Origin of the sequence: Ruania zhangjianzhongii (assembly GCF_008000995.1) — a bacterium.
In the GTDB taxonomy this organism is placed as follows: domain Bacteria; phylum Actinomycetota; class Actinomycetes; order Actinomycetales; family Beutenbergiaceae; genus Ruania; species Ruania zhangjianzhongii.
This window is the reverse complement of record NZ_CP042828.1, coordinates 683,511-699,551: the sequence shown is the minus strand read 5'-3', so window position 1 is coordinate 699,551 and position 16,041 is coordinate 683,511. Positions and strand designations below refer to the sequence as shown.

Genomic DNA, 16,041 nt, shown 5'->3' with positions numbered 1-16,041 from the left:
GCATGAGTATCGCCCCATCGGCCACCACCGGTCTGGACACGGCCGTCAGGCTCGTGCAGGTGCGCAAGCGCTACCCGAACGGACCTGACACCATCGAGGCGCTGCGCTCGGTCTCGCTCGCCCTCGTGCCCGGTTCCAGCACTGCGGTGATGGGGCCCTCGGGTTCGGGCAAGTCCACTTTCCTCACCATCGCTGCCGGCCTCGAGACGCCGAGTAGCGGCCAGGTCTTCATCGGCGATACCGACCTGACCACCTTGGCACCGGAGCAGGTGACCCGGCTGCGCCGATCGCGGGTGGGCTTCGTCTTTCAGTCCTACAACCTGATCGAGCACCTGAGCGTCGCCGAGAACATCCACCTACCGCTCCTGCTGGACGGCCGGCGACCAGATCCGGCGTGGCAGCAGTACCTGCTCACCGCGGTGGGGCTGGACGGGATGGCCCAGCGGCGCCCGAGCGAGCTGTCCGGCGGGCAGCGCCAGCGGGTGGCGATCGCCCGCGCGCTGATCGCGCGCCCCACAGTGGTCTTCGCCGACGAACCGACCGGTGCTCTGGACGCCCGGACCGGTGCTGAGGTTCTGGACGTGCTGCGGACCACGGCCCGCCGGCTCGACCAGACCCTGGTGCTGGTCACCCACGACGCCCAGGTGGCCTCGATGGCCGATGACGTGCTCTTCCTTGCCGACGGAAGCTTCGTCTCCCACCTGCAGGCACCCTCAGCGGGCCAGATCCGCAGGCACCTCGAGGAGCTGGCTCGATGAACGTGCGGAGCCCTCGCGCAGGGACGCCGAGGAACCAGGTGGACCGGAGCGAGGCACCACAGCGTCCCTCGCAACCAGCAGACCTGAGCACTATCTGGCCCCTGGCCCGCTCTGCGGTCCGGGGGAATCGCTCGAGCCTGGCGGGCACCTTCGTCATCGTCTGGCTCGCGACCGCGTTGCTGACCGCGACCGGTACCTGGATCGAGACCGGGATCGCCGCCTCCGCGGCCGGCGCCACGCAGGCCGGGTTCCTCACCACGATCGCCACCTCTTTCGCGGGTACCACAGTGCTGATCGTCATCCTTGTGGTGGCCAGCACCTTTGCGGCTGCGTTGCGGCAGCGGGCCAAGGAGTTCGCGCTGTTGCGCACGCTCGGCGCCACGCCGGAGCAGGTTCGCCGCCAGACCAGCGCCGAGACCCTGCTGGTGTTCGCGGTCGCGGCGCCACTGGGAGTCGTCCCCGGGGTACTGGCGGCCCGGCTGGCGACCCCGCTGCTGGAGCGCGGCAGGCTGGTGCCCGAGGGGTTCACCGTCGGATTCCCGGCCGTGTCGATCGTGGCCGTGCTGGCGATCCTGGTGCCCACCGGGTTGCTCGCCGCCCGCCTGGCCACCCGGCCGATCCTGCGGGCCAGCCCGGTCCGGGCGCTGGGCAGCACCGGTCAGGAGGCCTCGGTGTTGAGCCGGCCGCGGCGTATCGCTGCCCTGGTCACCGCGGCCGCCGGGCTGCTCAGCGCTGGAACACCGCTCGTACTCCCCGGCACCATCGGGAGCGCGCCTGGAGCCTCCTCAGCACTGCTCCTGATCACCGCCGCCGCCTTCGCCGGACCGCTGCTGGTGCACCAGGGTGCGCAGTGGGCCGCCCGGCTGGTCCGGCCCACCCGCCGCCCGGCGCTGATCCTCGCGGTCGCCAATGCGCGGGGGTTCTCCCGGCGGCTGACGACGGCGGTCGTCCCGTTGGCCTTGCTCCTCGCCCTGGGCTCGGTGCAGGCAGGGCTCAATGCCGGACTGCTCGCGACGGCGCAGGTCCAGCTGCGTACGGGGGTGCAGGCAGATCTGGTGGTCACGTCCGTGGCCGGTCTGACCCCGGCCCAGGTAGCGCAGCTGGCCAGTGCCCCGGGAGTGAGCGGACTGACCGCCACCGCTACGTTCCCGGCCGAGGCCCGGATCGACCGGGACGAGGAGCTCGAGGCCCTCGGTTCGCTGCTCTGGGAGCCAACAGCCGTGCGCACGCTCTCCGCTGCGGACGGCAGCTTCCTTCTCGATCCCCAGGTGAGCGCCGGGACACTGTCCGCGCTGAGAGAACCGGGCACGGTCGCCGTCAGCGAGGAGGTACTCACCGGCTCCGGGAACGGCCTCGGTGGAACTGTGGATCTGCGCGTGTCCGGGCAGGAGGAGGCACTGCGGATCGTCGCCGTGCACGGGCGCGGGCTGGGCTTCGGCGACTATCTGGTCGGTGCGGCGACCGCTGCGCAGATCGGTGCCCCCGCTCCGGGCGCGACCGCGTTGATCGAGCTGGCTCCCGGCGCCGGGTCCCACATCCAGGCCGAAGCCGCCGCTCTGGGACTCACCTCGATGGACCCGGCCGAGTTCGCCGCCGAGGCCACGGCAGCCGGCACTGGTTCGCAGCAGCTCTCGGCCACCCTGTCCCTGGTGCTGCTGGTCTTCGTGGGACTGGCCTCCCTGAACACGCTCGCCATGCTCACCGGTAGCCGGCGCAGCGAGTTCCAACTCCTGCACCGGGTCGGCGCGACCCGGGCTCAGCTGCTGGCCACCGCCGGTGTGGAGGCGGGGATCGTCACCGTCGCGGCGCTCGTGATCGGCACTGCGGCGGTCGTCCCGGCCCTGGCTGGTGCGGGAATCGGCCTGCTCGGCAATCCGGCGTCCGCCGTCGACCTTGCGGCGTACGGCTGGCTCGCCCTGACAGTCACGCTGATCGCGATCAGTGCCGTGATGGCAGTGACGTGGCGGGTCAGCAGGATCCGCCACGCGGCGTGAGGCGGCAGCTGGAGCTGGCCGCGGTCTCCGGCAACGACGCCCCCCTGTTTCTCCACCCACGATGGCTGCCCAGCCGGTGCGGCCGGTTACGATCTGTGGGCGCGAGAGATCTGGCGGCGCCTCTCCACTGACCTGCAGCAGCCGTCACGACCGGAAAGGGACAGTCGATGAGCGCGACCTCCGAGCCCAGCTCCCACGGCGAGGACGTGCGCCAGATGTTCGACGCCATCACCGCCGACTACGACCGGATGAACGCGGTGATGACCCTGGGCCGGCACGCTGCATGGTGCACCGAGGTGGCCCGGCGGGCCCAGCTTCCCGCCGACGGCCACCTGCTCGACCTGGCCACCGGCACCGGGGTGATCGCTCAGGCGGCACGCCGGCTCTACCCCTCGGCGCAGATCACCGCCGGGGACTTCTCCCAGGCAATGCTGGACCTGGCCGCCCGGCGGCCCGCTGCCGAGAGCATCACCTGGGAGCCGATGGACGCGAACAGCCTCCGCTTCGACGATGAGTCCTTCGACGCCGTCACTCAGGGCTACCTGCTGCGCAACGTGGAGGACGTGGCCGGCGTGCTCCGCGAGCAGTACCGCGTGCTGCGCCCGGGTGGGCGCGTCGTGGTGCTGGAGACCTGTCCCCCGCGCGGGATCCTCAAGCTCCCGGTGGCACTCGGGATGCGCACGGTGATCCCGCTCGCTGGGCGGTTGCTGGCCGGGAACAAGACCGCCTACAGCTACCTGGCGCGAACCTCGCTGGGCTTCGCCCGGCCGGAGCAGGTCGCAGCAACCCTGGAGGGGATCGGCTTCACCGACGTCGGCTGGCGGCGCCGGTTCCTCACCACGAACATGATCATCTGGGCCCGCAAGCCCGGATCGACCCCCGGGTCGGCGGCGCAGCCGTAGCGGATGGGCAAGGATCTCCAGCTGGTACAGGCTACCTCTCAGGTTCGCCGGAACGAGCCCTACTCCCGCGGCGGTGGTCGCGGCAGAGCAGGGGCCGGCGGCGGGGCTGGGCCGAGATCCCGTCCGTCGAGGTCGGTGAAGACCCAGCCTGTCGAGCTCGGGCCATTCCGCTGCTGGGTGATAGTCAGGTGACGCTGGTGCACCACGGTGTGATGCCACCAGCACAGGAGAATCCCGTTGTCGGTGCTGGTGCCGCCCTGGTGATACCACCACAGACAATGATGGATCTCACCGATCCCGGGCGGCGCAGTGCAGCCCGGGTACTGACAGTGCCGGTCCCGGGCGATAATCGCCCGCGTCTGCGCTGCGGTGAACAGTCGTTGGGTCCGTCCAGAGTCGAGAATCTCCCCTTCAGGACCGAAGACGACCCGGTGGAACTCACCATCGCACAACAGTTTCGCCAACTGGCCGTGCGGGATCGGAGTTCCATTCGCGAAGGTCCCCGGCGTCGCTCCGACTAGCAGATCGTAGTCGAGACCGGCCGGGATCATCGGACCATGACCGGCGTCGTTGCCGGGTGTCACGGGAGTGGTCGGGAGGCCGAATGCATCAGCCCCGGAGCAGGCGGTCCCACCCGTCCTGGTGGCGTTGATCAGGCGCTCGAGGGTCGCATAGTCCACGGTGATCGCGATATGCGGCCGGATCCGGGCTCCGGGCTGGAGGTCACCGGAGTCCAGGTGAGAGCGGCACAGCTGCACAAGTGCATCGGCTCGGCGTTGGGCCGGGCTCCGCTCATCATCGACACTCGGAGTCCCGATGACCGCTCTCAATGCCTCGCTGACCAGCTGACCCTCTTCGGCACCCAACCAGCCGCGGATGTCAGTACCGTCCAGCACCTGGGAGATGAACAGCTCGCGCTGGGCGGTCTGTTCGCGCCAGCTCCGGTCCGCCGCCCCCGGATCGGTGCGGGTGGCCCACTCCTTGACCAGTCGGGCGAACTCGTCCGCCTCCAGCTTCGCTGCTTCTGCGACCAGGAACGCCTCCCCCACCCCATCATCGAGGAGCTGCTGACGATGGGCTTCGGTCTTGGTGAAAGCAGCCATCGCGTTCGCGTGCTCGATCCCCAGGCGGCCCTCCAGCAAAGCGTCGGCGGTCAGCGGCAGCCGGTCGCGCAGGTCTCGAGCCAGTAGGTGTGCGGCGCTCGACGTGCGCTGTTTGCGATGGGTGTGCACGGTCCACCAGCGAGCGAACGAGCGATACCCGGAAGCGCTCCATGCCTGGCCGGCTTCGATTCCGCCGACGCACTGGTACTGCAGCGCCTCCACCCCTCGAGTCACCTGCTCCACACCGCCGGCAACGCTAGCGGCCTCCTCCTGGGAGAAGGTCATGAACGAGGACTGGGCCAACGCAGCCAGCTCAGCACGGACCTGCCCGAGCCGATCGCACAACTCATCAGCTGCGACCGGCACCGTTGGCTCGGTGATCAGCGTCAACCTCGTTCACCTCCATTCATCGATCAACAACGACGAACCGTCATAGATCGTATGTTCGAGTACCGCTTCTAGACTACGTCCTCCCACCGACAATTACTCGGCAGGATGCCCGCACTGAGCAACTCACCAGATGGAGCCGTTTTCCTGGCGAACGAAACGGAAGACAACCCACAGAATTGCCGCCGTCGGCGCCTACGAGTCCCGCCCAGAACCATGATGCCCACACCCATAGCACACCCGACACCGGCCACGGAGGGGTTGTGGAAAACGTGGCAATAGATCGACAGTGTCGTGCTCGCAATCCCGAGATCACGCACCTCCGATCCCTACCCGCAGGGATGATCGCGCATTGTCCCGCCATCGCGCTCAGCTTGGCTCCGGGCCGATATGACGGTGGTCGCCGTCGGCCAGCAGGGTTTTCGCCGGGTGCTGTGCGACGCGGTCACGCCTGTGCCCGCGTCCGGTCGAGAAGCTCGAGGTAGTGCGGGCTGTACATCAGCCCGAGCACGTTGCCGAACGGATCGGCCACAGTGGCGGTCACCCAGCCCTCGTCGCCGCGCTGGGTCGGCGGCTCGAGCTGGGTGGCCCCGAGATCGACCAGACGCGCGACCGTGGCCGGAACATCGTCCACGTGCCAGTACATGACGGCACCGGCGGGCTGCCCCACCAGGTAGCCCTCCGGCCGGTAGCGGCTGCTGATCAGCGCGAGTTCGTCCTGCGAGTCGCCGACGCGGAACTCGATGTAGGCCGGGTCCTGAGACGTCGGGCGGATGAAGTAGGGCTCGATACCGAGGAACTCGGCGTACCAGGCGGCGGCCTTGGCAACATCGTCGACGTAGTAGTTGATGGTGGTGAATCCGCGAAGCATGGTGATCTCCTGTCGATGGGGCTGGGGTACGGGTTGTCGATCTGCGGGGATGGTGGCTGGTTCAGGCCGGAGCGGGGTCCGGCGTCACGCCCGGTCGGCGGGGCGCTTCTCGAACTCGGCCAGCCCGGCCGGGCGCATCCGGCCCTCGGCGATCAGCCGCCGAGCGGCGGCGATGTTCAGGTCCGACCAACGGCTGCCCCGCCGGCGCGGGGAGTACCGCTGCAGGTAGGTGGTCTCGTCACCGGCGCGGCGGTGGCTGTCGATCCAGCCGAAGCACAGCGCCACCTCGGTGGCCTCAGGCGGTTGGACGGACGCGCGGCCGGAGGACTTCTTCGCGATCCGGATCCACACCTCCGTGACGGTGTCGTAGTGGCTCTCGAGCCAGGCCTCCCACTGCCGGGAGTCCGTTGCGGTGATTTCGTCCATATGACGACTCTGTCAGTCAAAGTGTTCACGGAATGAGCACTTTGTTTGGCAGACTTTCTTTCATGCGCGCCGACCGGATGATCTCCACCCTGCTGCTGCTGCAGTCCCGCGGCCGGATCACGGCGGGCGAGCTGGCCGCCGAGCTGGAGATCTCGGTCTCCACCGCGCGGCGGGACCTGGAGGCACTGGCCATGTCCGGGGTGCCGATCTACCCGCAGGCGGGCCGCCGGGGCGGGTGGTCCCTGGTGGGTGGCGCCCGCACCGACCTGACCGGCTTGACGGCGGGTGAGTCGCGAGCGCTCTTCTCGCTGCTCGGCGCCGCCGAGGATGCCTCGCCGGAGACCGCCTCGGCGGTGCGCAAGCTGGTGCGGGCGCTGCCCGGTCCGTTTCGTGGCGATGCCGAGGCTGCCGCTGCCGCGATCCGCCGGGAGGGTGCGGGCTGGGGCGGGCTGGCGGTCGAGCGCCCCGCGGCTGTGGAGTCGGTGCAGCAGGCGATCGTCGACCAGCTCCAGGTGCGGCTCGACTACACCCGCCGGACCGGCGAGCACAGCACGGCGACGGTCAGCCCGCTCGGCCTGGTGGTCAAGGGCAACCACTGGTATCTGGTGGCCACGCGAGCCGGCACCGAGGGGACCAGGACCTACCGGATGGACCGCACCCGCAGCGTCGAGGTGACCACCGAGCCCGCCGAGCGGCCGGCGGACTTCGACCTGGACCGTGAGTGGCAGCGGATCTCCGCCTTCGTGGATGACCAACGCTCCCGGGTGCGCGCCACCCTGCGCCTTCCCCGCCGGTACCTGTGGGTGCTGCGCGATCACTTCGGCAGCTACCTGGATCACGTCGACGAACTCGAGGACGGTCGGATCGAGGTGAGCGTTGCGGCGCACACCGCCCGTTCGATCGCGGAACAGCTCGCCGGCTGGGGTACCACGGTCGAGGTGCTCCAGCCGGAATCGGTCCGCCGCGAGCTGGCGATCATCGGCGCCGAGCTCATCGCGGCCTACGGTGCTGTGGCTAGCAGCAACTGACCCACGCCACTTCGGTCCGCCCGCGCTGCCCAGCTGAGCCGGGCACCGCACGCTCCGCCTACAGGCCCGTCAGCGCCGCGGTGAGCCGATCCGCCCACGGATCCGAGGTCTCGACGAAGGCGGCCGGCGTACCGACTGGAGCGGGGACGACCACGGAGGCTCCGCCGTCGTACTCCTGGCCGGTGAGCAGATGCCGCCAGCGCCCTGGCGGGAAGGTGACCTCCACCTCGCTCGCTCCTTCGGTGAGCACCGGGGCCACCAGGATGGACGGGCCGAAGAAGAACTGGGTATCTACCTCGGCGGCCGCGGTACCCGGCGCGTTCAACCAGCCGTGCCGGATCGCCGGCACGCCGGTCTCGGTCGCGGCAGTGACCACCTCGGCGCGGTAGTCGCTCAGCGCAGCAAAGATCTGGGTCATCCGGGCGAACTGCGCACGGGTCGCGGCGGTGTCGGCGACCTGGAGGTTCTCTGCCGGCCGATTGCCCTCATGGGTGCGCATCATCACCCCGAAGGCGCTGAGCTCTGCCCAGCGGGCGAGCAGCTCCTCAGAGCGCACATAGTTCTTGATCTTCGCGTCGATCGAGGTGTAGCCGCCGACGTCGGAGTGCACCAGGGGCCAGCCGGAGACCCCGGCGGAGAAGGTGCCGAGCAGCACGGAGGCGAGCCCGTCCTCGGCACCGAAGGAGGTGAGCTGGTCACCGTTCCAGAACATCGGGGTCTCTGCATCCATCCCCAGTGCCCCGGTGCGGAACCAGGTGACACAGTCCGGCTGCTCGGCGCGTTCGCACGCCTCCCGCACCGTCTCGGCCCACAGCGCCGGCCAGCGGTTGTGCATCAGCTGCGGATCGCCGTCGGCCAAGGACGCGTCCAGCGGCAGCCCTTCGGCGAAGTCCGCCATGAACCCGCGCACCCCATCGGCCAGCACCTCGGTGGCAATCACCTCCGCGTACCAGGCCCGGGCAGCCGCATGGGTCAGGTCCACCAGGTAGGCGTCGAACCCGCCCTGGTCCAGGGCATAGGGCTCGCCGGCCTTGTCGGTGACCAGGTAGCCGGCCTCGGCGGCTTCGGCGAACAGGTTGCGCGAGGGCGCGGAGTCCATGTTCGCCGGGTCCACCAGGAACGGGTTCACGTAGGTGGTCACCGTGATGTCCTCGGCGGCCAGGTCGGTCACCAGGTCGCGCCAGCCGGGGTAGCGCTGGGTGTCGAGCTGCCAGGTCCACCACAGCCGCTCGCCGAAGGAGGTGGTGCGCTGTCCGGTCCAGTCCTGCAGCCAGACCCCGGCGATCTCGGTGCCGGCGTCCTGGAGCGCTGCGACAGTGCTGCGCACCTCCTCGGTACCGCCCTGGATGCCCACGATCGCGCCGTCGCCGGTCCAGCTCGCGAGCTCCGGGCGGCCGGTTCCCTGTTGCTGCTGTGCGATCAGCTCAAGGGGGGTGTCCGCGGTGACCAGCTCGGCGCGCAGCCTGGTGGCCTGGACCTCCAGACCCACCTGGCCTGCAGTTCTGGTGTCGGCCACTGCCGGTGCGTGCGAATCGGGCAGTGCGGGATCGAGCCGAACGCCGCGGAGATCCTCGGTCACCCAGGAGGCCTGCGCCGCGTAGGTCATCACCTCGGTACCGCCGGCGCCGTGGTTGGTGACGTCGGCGAGCAGGGTGAGCGGCTGTTCCCCGCGGCCCACCCCTTGCTCGCGGACCAGGATCGGCAGCAGCCGGCCGTCCAGGTCGAAGTCGGTGAACTGCTCGCCGAACCCGTGCACGGCGGACCGGTCGGAGCGCCCGCTCCAGAAGGCGAGCGAGGTGGGCTCGCCGTCGCCGGTCAGGGTCGCATGCAGCATCGCGCCCCGGTCGGTGGCGGTGAGCTCGGCCCGCCAGGTCGGCCCGGCGGTGCCGTCGGCGTCCAGCAGCTGCCCGCTCAGCACGACGGCGTCGCTCGCGGTGCTCACGGCCTCCAGTGTCTGCGTGGTCCAGGTGTGATCGTGCTCGGTCTGCATCCAGAAGTAGCCGCGGTGTTCCTCGACCTCGAGGCCGCCGCGGCCGGCGCCGAGGAAGGCATGGCCGGCATCGCTGCTCCAGACGGTGCCGTTCTCGGTATCGACGGTGACCTGCGGGGCCGGGTCGGTGCTGATCGTGACGGTGACCCCGTCGGCGGTGCTGGTCTCCGGGATGGCCTCGCTGACCTGCAGGCTGCCCGCCGCGAGCATCTCCACGTCATCGCGTGGGATCCGCCACCAGGTCACCACCCCGGACCCGACCACCAGGGCGAGCACGGCGACGACTGCTACGAGAGCGAGGCGACGCCGTCGGGAGCGCGGCTCTGGCATGGGTTCATCTTCGCAGCGCCGGGACGCCACAACCGCCACCCCCGCTGGGCTACGCCCAGGTGCGGGGCTGGTTCGGGGCCTCGCGGGCCGTTCGCTCCCCGGGTACCGGCACTGCCCAGCGCACGGCGTTGGCGAGTACCTGCTGTACCTGCGGGTGGCGGTACACGGGGTACTCCTGGTCCCCGGGAGAGAAGTAGAAGATCTTGCCTCGGCCCCGGCGGAACGTCATCCCGGACCGGAACACCTCGCCGCCGGCGAACCAGGAGGCGAACACCAGCTCTTCCGGCGGTGGCACGTCAAAGTGCTCGCCGTACATCTCCTGTGCCTCGATCACGAACGGCTGCTCGATCCCGACGGCGATCGGGTGGGTGGGATCGATCGTCCAGACGATCTCCCTCTCCCCTTCGTTACGCCAGGAGAGCCCACAGGTGGTACCCATCAGTGCCCTGAAGATTCTCGAGTAGTGACCGGAGTGCAGCACGATCAGTCCGAGCCCGCCGAGCACATGCTCGTGCACGCGGGCGGCTACCTCATCGGCCACGTCCCCGTGTTTGACGTGCCCCCACCAGAGCAGCACGTCAGTACCGGCGAGCGCCTCTTCGGTCAGGCCGTGCTCGGGCTCGTCCAGAGTGGCCGTACGAACCTCGACCTCGTCACCGAGCAGTTCCGTCAGCCCGGCCGCGATCGCGCCGTGGATACCGTCGGGATAGAGCTCGGCCACATGTGGCTGAGCGGATTCGTGCCAGTTCTCGTTCCACACCAGTACCCGGATCATCGTGCTGCTCCCGGAGAGTTCTCCTGGCTCAGCTCGGCCAGCTGCACTTCGCGGTTGAGGTCGGCGGAGAGGTAGCAGGCCTCGATCACCCGGGTCAGCTCGGCGGCAGCTGAACCGTCGTGCTGAGGCCATCCGGACGGGTCGGCCACTGCGTCCAGGAAACTGTCGACGACTCCGGTGTGCCCGGTCCCGGGGCGCCCGGGCAGCTCCACGTCCTCGGTGCCGTCCGGCGCTCTCTTGTAGATCCGCACTGTGGTCTGGGGTGCGTAGTCCACGATCTTCAGGTCGGCTCCGGCCTCGGTGCCGTAGAGCGTGATCGCCAGCTCGTCCCCCTGTGGGCGATGGGTGGCCCAGGACGCCTCGAGGGCCAGCGAGCTGCCGTTGGTCATCCGGAGCAGGACGACCGCCAGGTCCTCGACCTCGTACGCGGAGCCGACCGTCTGCTTCTGCGACTTCGCGCCGCCGAGGCCCCGCTGGCCCAGCTCGGCGTGGGTGAGGGCACTGACCGCGGCTACCTCCGGGCGGCCCATCAGCTGCAGCGTCGCATCGAGCACGTGCACGCCCAGGTCGATCAGCGGCCCGCCGCCGGCCATCTCCCGGTTGGTGAACCAGCTGCCGAGGGTGGGGATGCCGGCCCGGCGTAGCCACCACGCCCGGGCGTGGTAGACGCGGCCGAGCACTCCCTCGGCGACCTGCTCACCCAGGGCGGAGATGTCCCCGCGGTAGCGGTAGTTGAAGGCCACCTGGAGCACGCGCCCGGCGGAGCGGGCTGCGGCGACCATCGCATCTGCCTCGATGCTGGTGCGGGCCATCGGCTTCTCGGTGAGCACGTGCGCCCCGGCCTCCAGCGCAGCGATCGCGACCGGTGCGTGCAGGAAGGTCGGCGTGGCGACGCTGACCGCGTCCAGCTCACCGCGGGCGATCAGCTCCTGCCAGTCCGCCACGGCCAGCGGAACCTCGTACCGCTGCGCCAGCTCGGCGCGCTGCTCCTCCTCCAGACCGGCGATCCCCACCAGCTGCACCTCCGGCCGCTGCGCGTACCGATTCATGTGCTGCTGACCGGCCCAGCCCAGACCGACCACTCCTACCCGCAAGGGCTGATTTCCGCTGCTCGCATCCTGGGCCATTCCTGCATCCTGTCAGCCTCGGCTGCGCGCCGACCAGAGGAGATCGGCAATTTCGGGTTCTCAGGCGTGCAGCCGCTACGGGACGAGGCACGCCTGCCGTCTGGCCGGGTACATCTAGAGCACACCGAACTCTCGGAATGCGTCGGTGGATGACATCCCCGCTTCGATGGCGGAGCGCACCTTGTTCTCTCCGGCGGACTTGGTCAGGGCTCGTTGGAGGACTTCGTCCTCGATGGCGCGCGGCACCACAAGGACACCGTCACAGTCGCCGAAGATCAGGTCACCAGGGGTGATGGTGACCTGGCCGATCTCGATCGGGCAGCGATAGTCGGTCACCACCTTGCGGACCTCTGCGTCCTGGGCATAGCGACCCCAGCTGAATACCGGCCAGTTCTGCTCCAGAACCTGTGGGGTGTCCCGATGGTAACCATCGAGCACCGCGCCGTTGGCGCCCCGCGCTTTAGCGGTGGCGGTCAGTACTTCGCCCCACGCTGAGGTGGGCCGCTCCCCGTTCCTAGCGATGTAGATCTCACCGGGCTCGAGCTGGTCCAGGGCCTCGGTGAGCCGACCGAATGGTTGGGGCTGGGGGCCGAACACATCGGCGATCTGCACTGGCATCGCCCGCCCCACCAGCCGTGTCTCGCGAGTGATCCCGTGAATCTCGGGTGGCAGGAACTGGTGGTAGTAACCGAGGGCATCGAGGCTGTCCCCGACGACTGGGGTATAGAGCCGGTCACGGATGAGTGCGAACTTCTCGGCATCGGTCGTAGGAAGCTGGGTCTGGTCGGTCACGCTGGACTGGTTCCTTTCACAGAAGAGAGTGCGTCGAGCGACGCTGGTCTAGAGGCGGATGACTGCCTTCAGGGCAGCATTCTCAGTGCGGGTCACACGAAGCGCGGCTGCGGCATCGTCGAGCGGGAAGGTGTGCGTAATCAGCGCGTCCAGATCGACGTCGGCCCGGGCGACCATCTGGATGGCTTCGGGCCAGGTGTGGCGGTACCGGTGCGAGCCGGTGATCGTCAGTTCACCTTCCTGGATCGCGTCCATCGGCAGCTCGAGGGTTCGCGGTCCGACTCCGACGATGACGAGCGAGGCCTCGTACCGAAGCGATGTCAGTGCGGCAGTGAGCCCGTTGGGTGAGCCTGAGCATTCGAAGGCGACGTCGACGCGTCGGCCACCTGCTGCCCACTCGTCCGGAGTTGCGATCCGGATCGGGTCGTGGGCATGCGCAAGACGGTCCCTGTTCGGGTCGACGAGCCAGACCGAGGCTGCACCGCGTCGGTGTGCAAGCTGCGCGACGAGGTGACCGATGGGTCCGGCGCCACTGACGAGGACATGCTGTGCTGGACCGATCGGTGCCCTGCCTACAGCGTGCACAGCAACCGAGAGTGGTTCGATCATGGCTGCCGCCGCGTCACTGACGGGAGCGGGCACCGGGTAGGCACTTCCGGCTGGAACGGTGATGTACTCCTGCATCGCGCCGTCGATAGTGGCGGCACCCACGAACCGGATCCGCTCGCAGTGGTTGTACGCATCGACCGTGCAGGCCTGGCACGATCCGCAGGGAGTGCCCGGCTCTACGGCGACTCGTTCGCCGATCCGACTGGTCGGTACACCCGTGCCCACCCCGATGATCCGACCGGAGAACTCGTGGCCGAGAACAGTCGGTCCCGCCACGACGGCGCTCCCGGAGCGTCCTTCCTCATAGAAGTGCAGGTCGGATCCGCAGACGCCGACCACCATCACCTGGAGCAACACCTCGGACGCACCCACTGCGGGCCGGGTGCGGTCCTCGATGCGTAGGTCGCCGATCCCGTGTAGGACTGCAGCTCGCATCGTTACTGGAGGGGTGCTCACGCCGTGACGTCTCCGGCGGCGACCCGGGTGACCAGACTGCCTTCGAAAGGTACCCGGGCGAATAGCGTCGCCTGCAACGCGTGGTAGAGGTCGGGCTTACCGTCCCAAGCATCGCTGCTAGGTTGGTTCTCACCGTCGAGCTGGTGGATCCAACTGCGATTCTCAGCATCGATCACGTGGGCGTCGGCGAACTCCCAGAATCGGCGGTACCAACGGTCGTACTCGGGATCGCCGGTGTGCGCCCGCAGCGCTACCGCGGCCCCGATCGCCTCGGCGATCACCCAGTGGTACCTGTCCGCATCCCAGATGCGCCCGTCCCAGTCGGTGCTGAAGGCGAAGCCTCCTCGCTCCTCATCCCAGCCCTCCTGGAGTGCGCGGGCGAAGAGAGTGGTGGCGGCGTCCGGTGCCCATGAGGTGCGCGCCGGGTCCAGTCCGTGCAGCTGCAGCAGCAGACGCGACCACTCCAGCCAGTGCCCGATCGTTGATCCGTACGGTCGGAACAGCTCTGCGTCCGGGCCCTTGCCGTAGTCCAGGTCCGGGTGCCACCTCTCGTCATAGTGCTCGGGCAGCCGCCACCCGTTTCCTGCCGCCAGGCGATGGATCAGCCGTTCGGCTACGCTCTGCGCTCGGTCCAGGAAGACCGGCTCACCCGAGACCTCCCAGGCGAGCATCATCGCTTCCACCAGGTGCATGTTGGCGTTTTGACCACGGTAGGCCTCGAGGTCGGTGAACGTGGCGTCCCAGGTATCGACGAACAGACCGTCGGCCTCGTTCCAGAATTTGCTGTCGAGCAGTGCCGTGACCTCAGTCCACAGGTCGTGAGTGTCATACCCTGCCGCTCGACCGGCCGCCGCTGCCAGCATCACGAACGCGTGTCCGTAGGCCTGCTTGCTGTCGTCGGTCGGGCGGCCGTCGGCGTCAACGGCCCAGAACCATCCACCGTTCGCGGTGTCGTGCAGCGGTCCTTCGCGGAGGTAGTCGAGGCCCGCTTGAGCCCGCGGCGCACAGCCAGGGATGCCGAGCAGGTCGCCGAGCAGGAACGCGTAGGTCATCCGGGCATTGATCCAGAGCTGCTTGCCCTCGGACGCTACCGGTTCGCCCTTGCCGTCGACCCAGAAGAAGCCACCGTGCTCGGTGTCCGGGCAACCGCGGGCGTAGAAGGTCAGCAGCGCGTCGGTCTGCGCCGCGAGCCATCGGGAGTGCTGTCCGTTGCCGATCCAGCCAGGGTGCATCGTGAGACCTCACAGTTCTCTCGTCAGTGGATGTGTCTTCGCTCGCCGTCACCAGGCCGGCATGACCGGTCGCCAACCTGGCCGCCGCTCATCCGGACCGGCGGTGCTGTCGGCGGCGACGTACACGTTCGCGTAGCTGCCTTCATCGTGAAGTCGCCGGTAGCGCGTGACCTTCTCCGGGTCGAGCTCCACGCCCCAGCCGGGCCCCTCAGGCGGTGTGACGATCCCGTTGCTGGGTAGCAGCATGTCGCCGGCGATGATGTCGTCAGTAGCGTGGTGGTAGTGCGCGTCCGCCGCCAGGGTGAGGTTGGGGATGGTCACGCCGGTGTGGGCCATGACGGCCATGCCGATACCGAGTTCGATACTGCTGTGCATGCCCATGCTGATACCGAGGGTGTGGCACATCTGGGCCAACGTGCGGGTACGTGTGGGGCCACCCCAGTACCAGGGGTCGGACAGGACCACGTCGATGGCGCCACGGCGCACCGCGGGAACCAGTTGGGGGAAGTCCACCACGCACATGTTGGTGGCTAGCGGCAGGTTGGTGCGCGAGCGCACGGTCGCCATACCTTCGATGCCGGGCGCCGGGTCTTCGTAATACTCCAGACCCGCCGCCTCGAACCGTGGGGCATACCGGGTCGCCGTGGCGGGCACCCATGCGGCGTTGGGATCGAACCGGAGCTTGGTGTCCTCCGGCAGGTCTTCCCGGAGCCGTTCGATGGTACGAACCTCCATCTCCGGATCCAGCACGCCACCCTTGAGCTTCACCGTGCCGAACCCGAACCGGTCGACCAGACTCTGCGCGTGGTCGCTCATCTCCTCCGGTGTGCCGACATCGGGCTGCCCCCCGCTGGCGTAGCGGTAGAAGAGGTAGGCCGCGACGGTCATGCCGTCGCGCACCTTGCCACCAAGGATGCGGTACGCCGGCTCGCCGAGCGCTTTGCCCATGATGTCTACGCAGGCGATCTCCACAGCCGCCGCGACGAGCGGGTCCTGGCTCCAGTAGAACCGTCCACTGACACGTTGCCGGATCACCTCGAGGTCGAAAGGGTTGAGACCGATGGCTGCCCCACCGGAACTCATCACCTGCTCCGGGGAGGCCGCCGTCTCAGCGAGTCCGACGATGCCCTCGTCGGTGTGCAGCTCGACGATGGTGCGGGTGAATGCCAGGTGAACTCCGTAGGAGTGCCTGATCGGCGCCTCGATCGGCACGGTGACGGCGTAGGCATCGATGCGAGAGATTTTCACGTTGGTCCTCTTC

At 68.8% G+C, this 16,041-nt stretch carries 14 protein-coding genes; 4 read left to right on the top strand and 10 right to left on the bottom strand.

The features are described from left to right. The first annotated feature begins 2 nt into the window (after positions 1-2). From FU260_RS03245 to FU260_RS03235, 3 genes are all read left to right on the top strand, one after another. Positions 3-758 carry an ABC transporter ATP-binding protein gene (locus FU260_RS03245; RefSeq protein WP_147915758.1) on the top strand — a complete coding sequence of 252 codons (756 nt, stop codon included), beginning with the start codon at positions 3-5 and terminating at the stop codon, positions 756-758. Further along, entirely contained in the window at positions 755-2,752 is a 1,998-nt protein-coding gene (locus FU260_RS03240; protein WP_147915757.1) for an FtsX-like permease family protein, read from the top strand. The genes FU260_RS03245 and FU260_RS03240 overlap by 4 nt, the downstream gene beginning before the upstream one ends. Before the next feature lie 167 nt (positions 2,753-2,919). Next, complete coding sequence (locus tag FU260_RS03235; RefSeq protein ID WP_147915756.1) at positions 2,920-3,654, top strand: ubiquinone/menaquinone biosynthesis methyltransferase; 735 nt, start codon at positions 2,920-2,922, stop codon at positions 3,652-3,654. 59 nt (positions 3,655-3,713) lie between these two features. Here FU260_RS03235 and FU260_RS03230 read toward each other — a convergent pair whose 3' ends face one another. From FU260_RS03230 to FU260_RS03220, 3 genes are all read right to left on the bottom strand, one after another. Then, positions 3,714-5,147 (bottom strand): HNH endonuclease, encoded by a 1,434-nt coding sequence (locus FU260_RS03230; RefSeq protein WP_147915755.1) that lies wholly within the window; start codon positions 5,145-5,147, stop codon positions 3,714-3,716. A gap of 442 nt (positions 5,148-5,589) precedes the next feature. Beyond that, on the bottom strand, positions 5,590-6,015 hold the full coding sequence (locus tag FU260_RS03225) for a VOC family protein (RefSeq protein ID WP_147915754.1): 426 nt from the start codon (positions 6,013-6,015) through the stop codon (positions 5,590-5,592). An 84-nt stretch (positions 6,016-6,099) separates the two neighbouring features. Further along, positions 6,100-6,441, bottom strand: coding sequence for a YdeI/OmpD-associated family protein (locus tag FU260_RS03220; RefSeq protein WP_147915753.1), 342 nt, complete (start codon positions 6,439-6,441; stop codon positions 6,100-6,102). 32 nt (positions 6,442-6,473) lie between these two features. On the opposite strand from FU260_RS03220, the gene FU260_RS03215 reads away from it, so the two are divergent. Beyond that, complete coding sequence (locus FU260_RS03215; protein WP_235912373.1) at positions 6,474-7,469, top strand: helix-turn-helix transcriptional regulator; 996 nt, start codon at positions 6,474-6,476, stop codon at positions 7,467-7,469. 58 nt (positions 7,470-7,527) lie between these two features. On the opposite strand, the gene FU260_RS03210 is transcribed toward FU260_RS03215, so the two are convergent. The 7 genes from FU260_RS03210 to FU260_RS03180 all read right to left on the bottom strand — a co-directional run bounded on the left by FU260_RS03210 (position 7,528) and on the right by FU260_RS03180 (position 16,028). Further along, a complete protein-coding gene (locus tag FU260_RS03210) occupies positions 7,528-9,789 on the bottom strand; it encodes an alpha-glucosidase (RefSeq protein ID WP_147915752.1) in 2,262 nt (753 codons plus the stop codon). A gap of 49 nt (positions 9,790-9,838) precedes the next feature. Beyond that, positions 9,839-10,564, bottom strand: coding sequence for a ThuA domain-containing protein (locus tag FU260_RS03205; protein WP_147915751.1), 726 nt, complete (start codon positions 10,562-10,564; stop codon positions 9,839-9,841). Further along, a complete protein-coding gene (locus tag FU260_RS03200; protein ID WP_147915750.1) occupies positions 10,561-11,691 on the bottom strand; it encodes a Gfo/Idh/MocA family protein in 1,131 nt (376 codons plus the stop codon). The genes FU260_RS03205 and FU260_RS03200 overlap by 4 nt, the downstream gene beginning before the upstream one ends. Positions 11,692-11,805: 114 nt before the next feature. Next, entirely contained in the window at positions 11,806-12,483 is a 678-nt protein-coding gene (locus FU260_RS03195; RefSeq protein WP_147915749.1) for an RraA family protein, read from the bottom strand. 48 nt (positions 12,484-12,531) lie between these two features. Continuing rightward, positions 12,532-13,527: an alcohol dehydrogenase catalytic domain-containing protein gene (locus FU260_RS03190; RefSeq protein WP_147915748.1), complete on the bottom strand. Its 996-nt coding sequence runs from the start codon at positions 13,525-13,527 to the stop codon at positions 12,532-12,534. 17 nt (positions 13,528-13,544) lie between these two features. Further along, positions 13,545-14,780 carry an AGE family epimerase/isomerase gene (locus FU260_RS03185; protein ID WP_147915747.1) on the bottom strand — a complete coding sequence of 412 codons (1,236 nt, stop codon included), beginning with the start codon at positions 14,778-14,780 and terminating at the stop codon, positions 13,545-13,547. A 48-nt stretch (positions 14,781-14,828) separates the two neighbouring features. After that, complete coding sequence (locus FU260_RS03180) at positions 14,829-16,028, bottom strand: enolase C-terminal domain-like protein (protein ID WP_147915746.1); 1,200 nt, start codon at positions 16,026-16,028, stop codon at positions 14,829-14,831. Between the last annotated feature and the right edge of the window lie 13 nt (positions 16,029-16,041).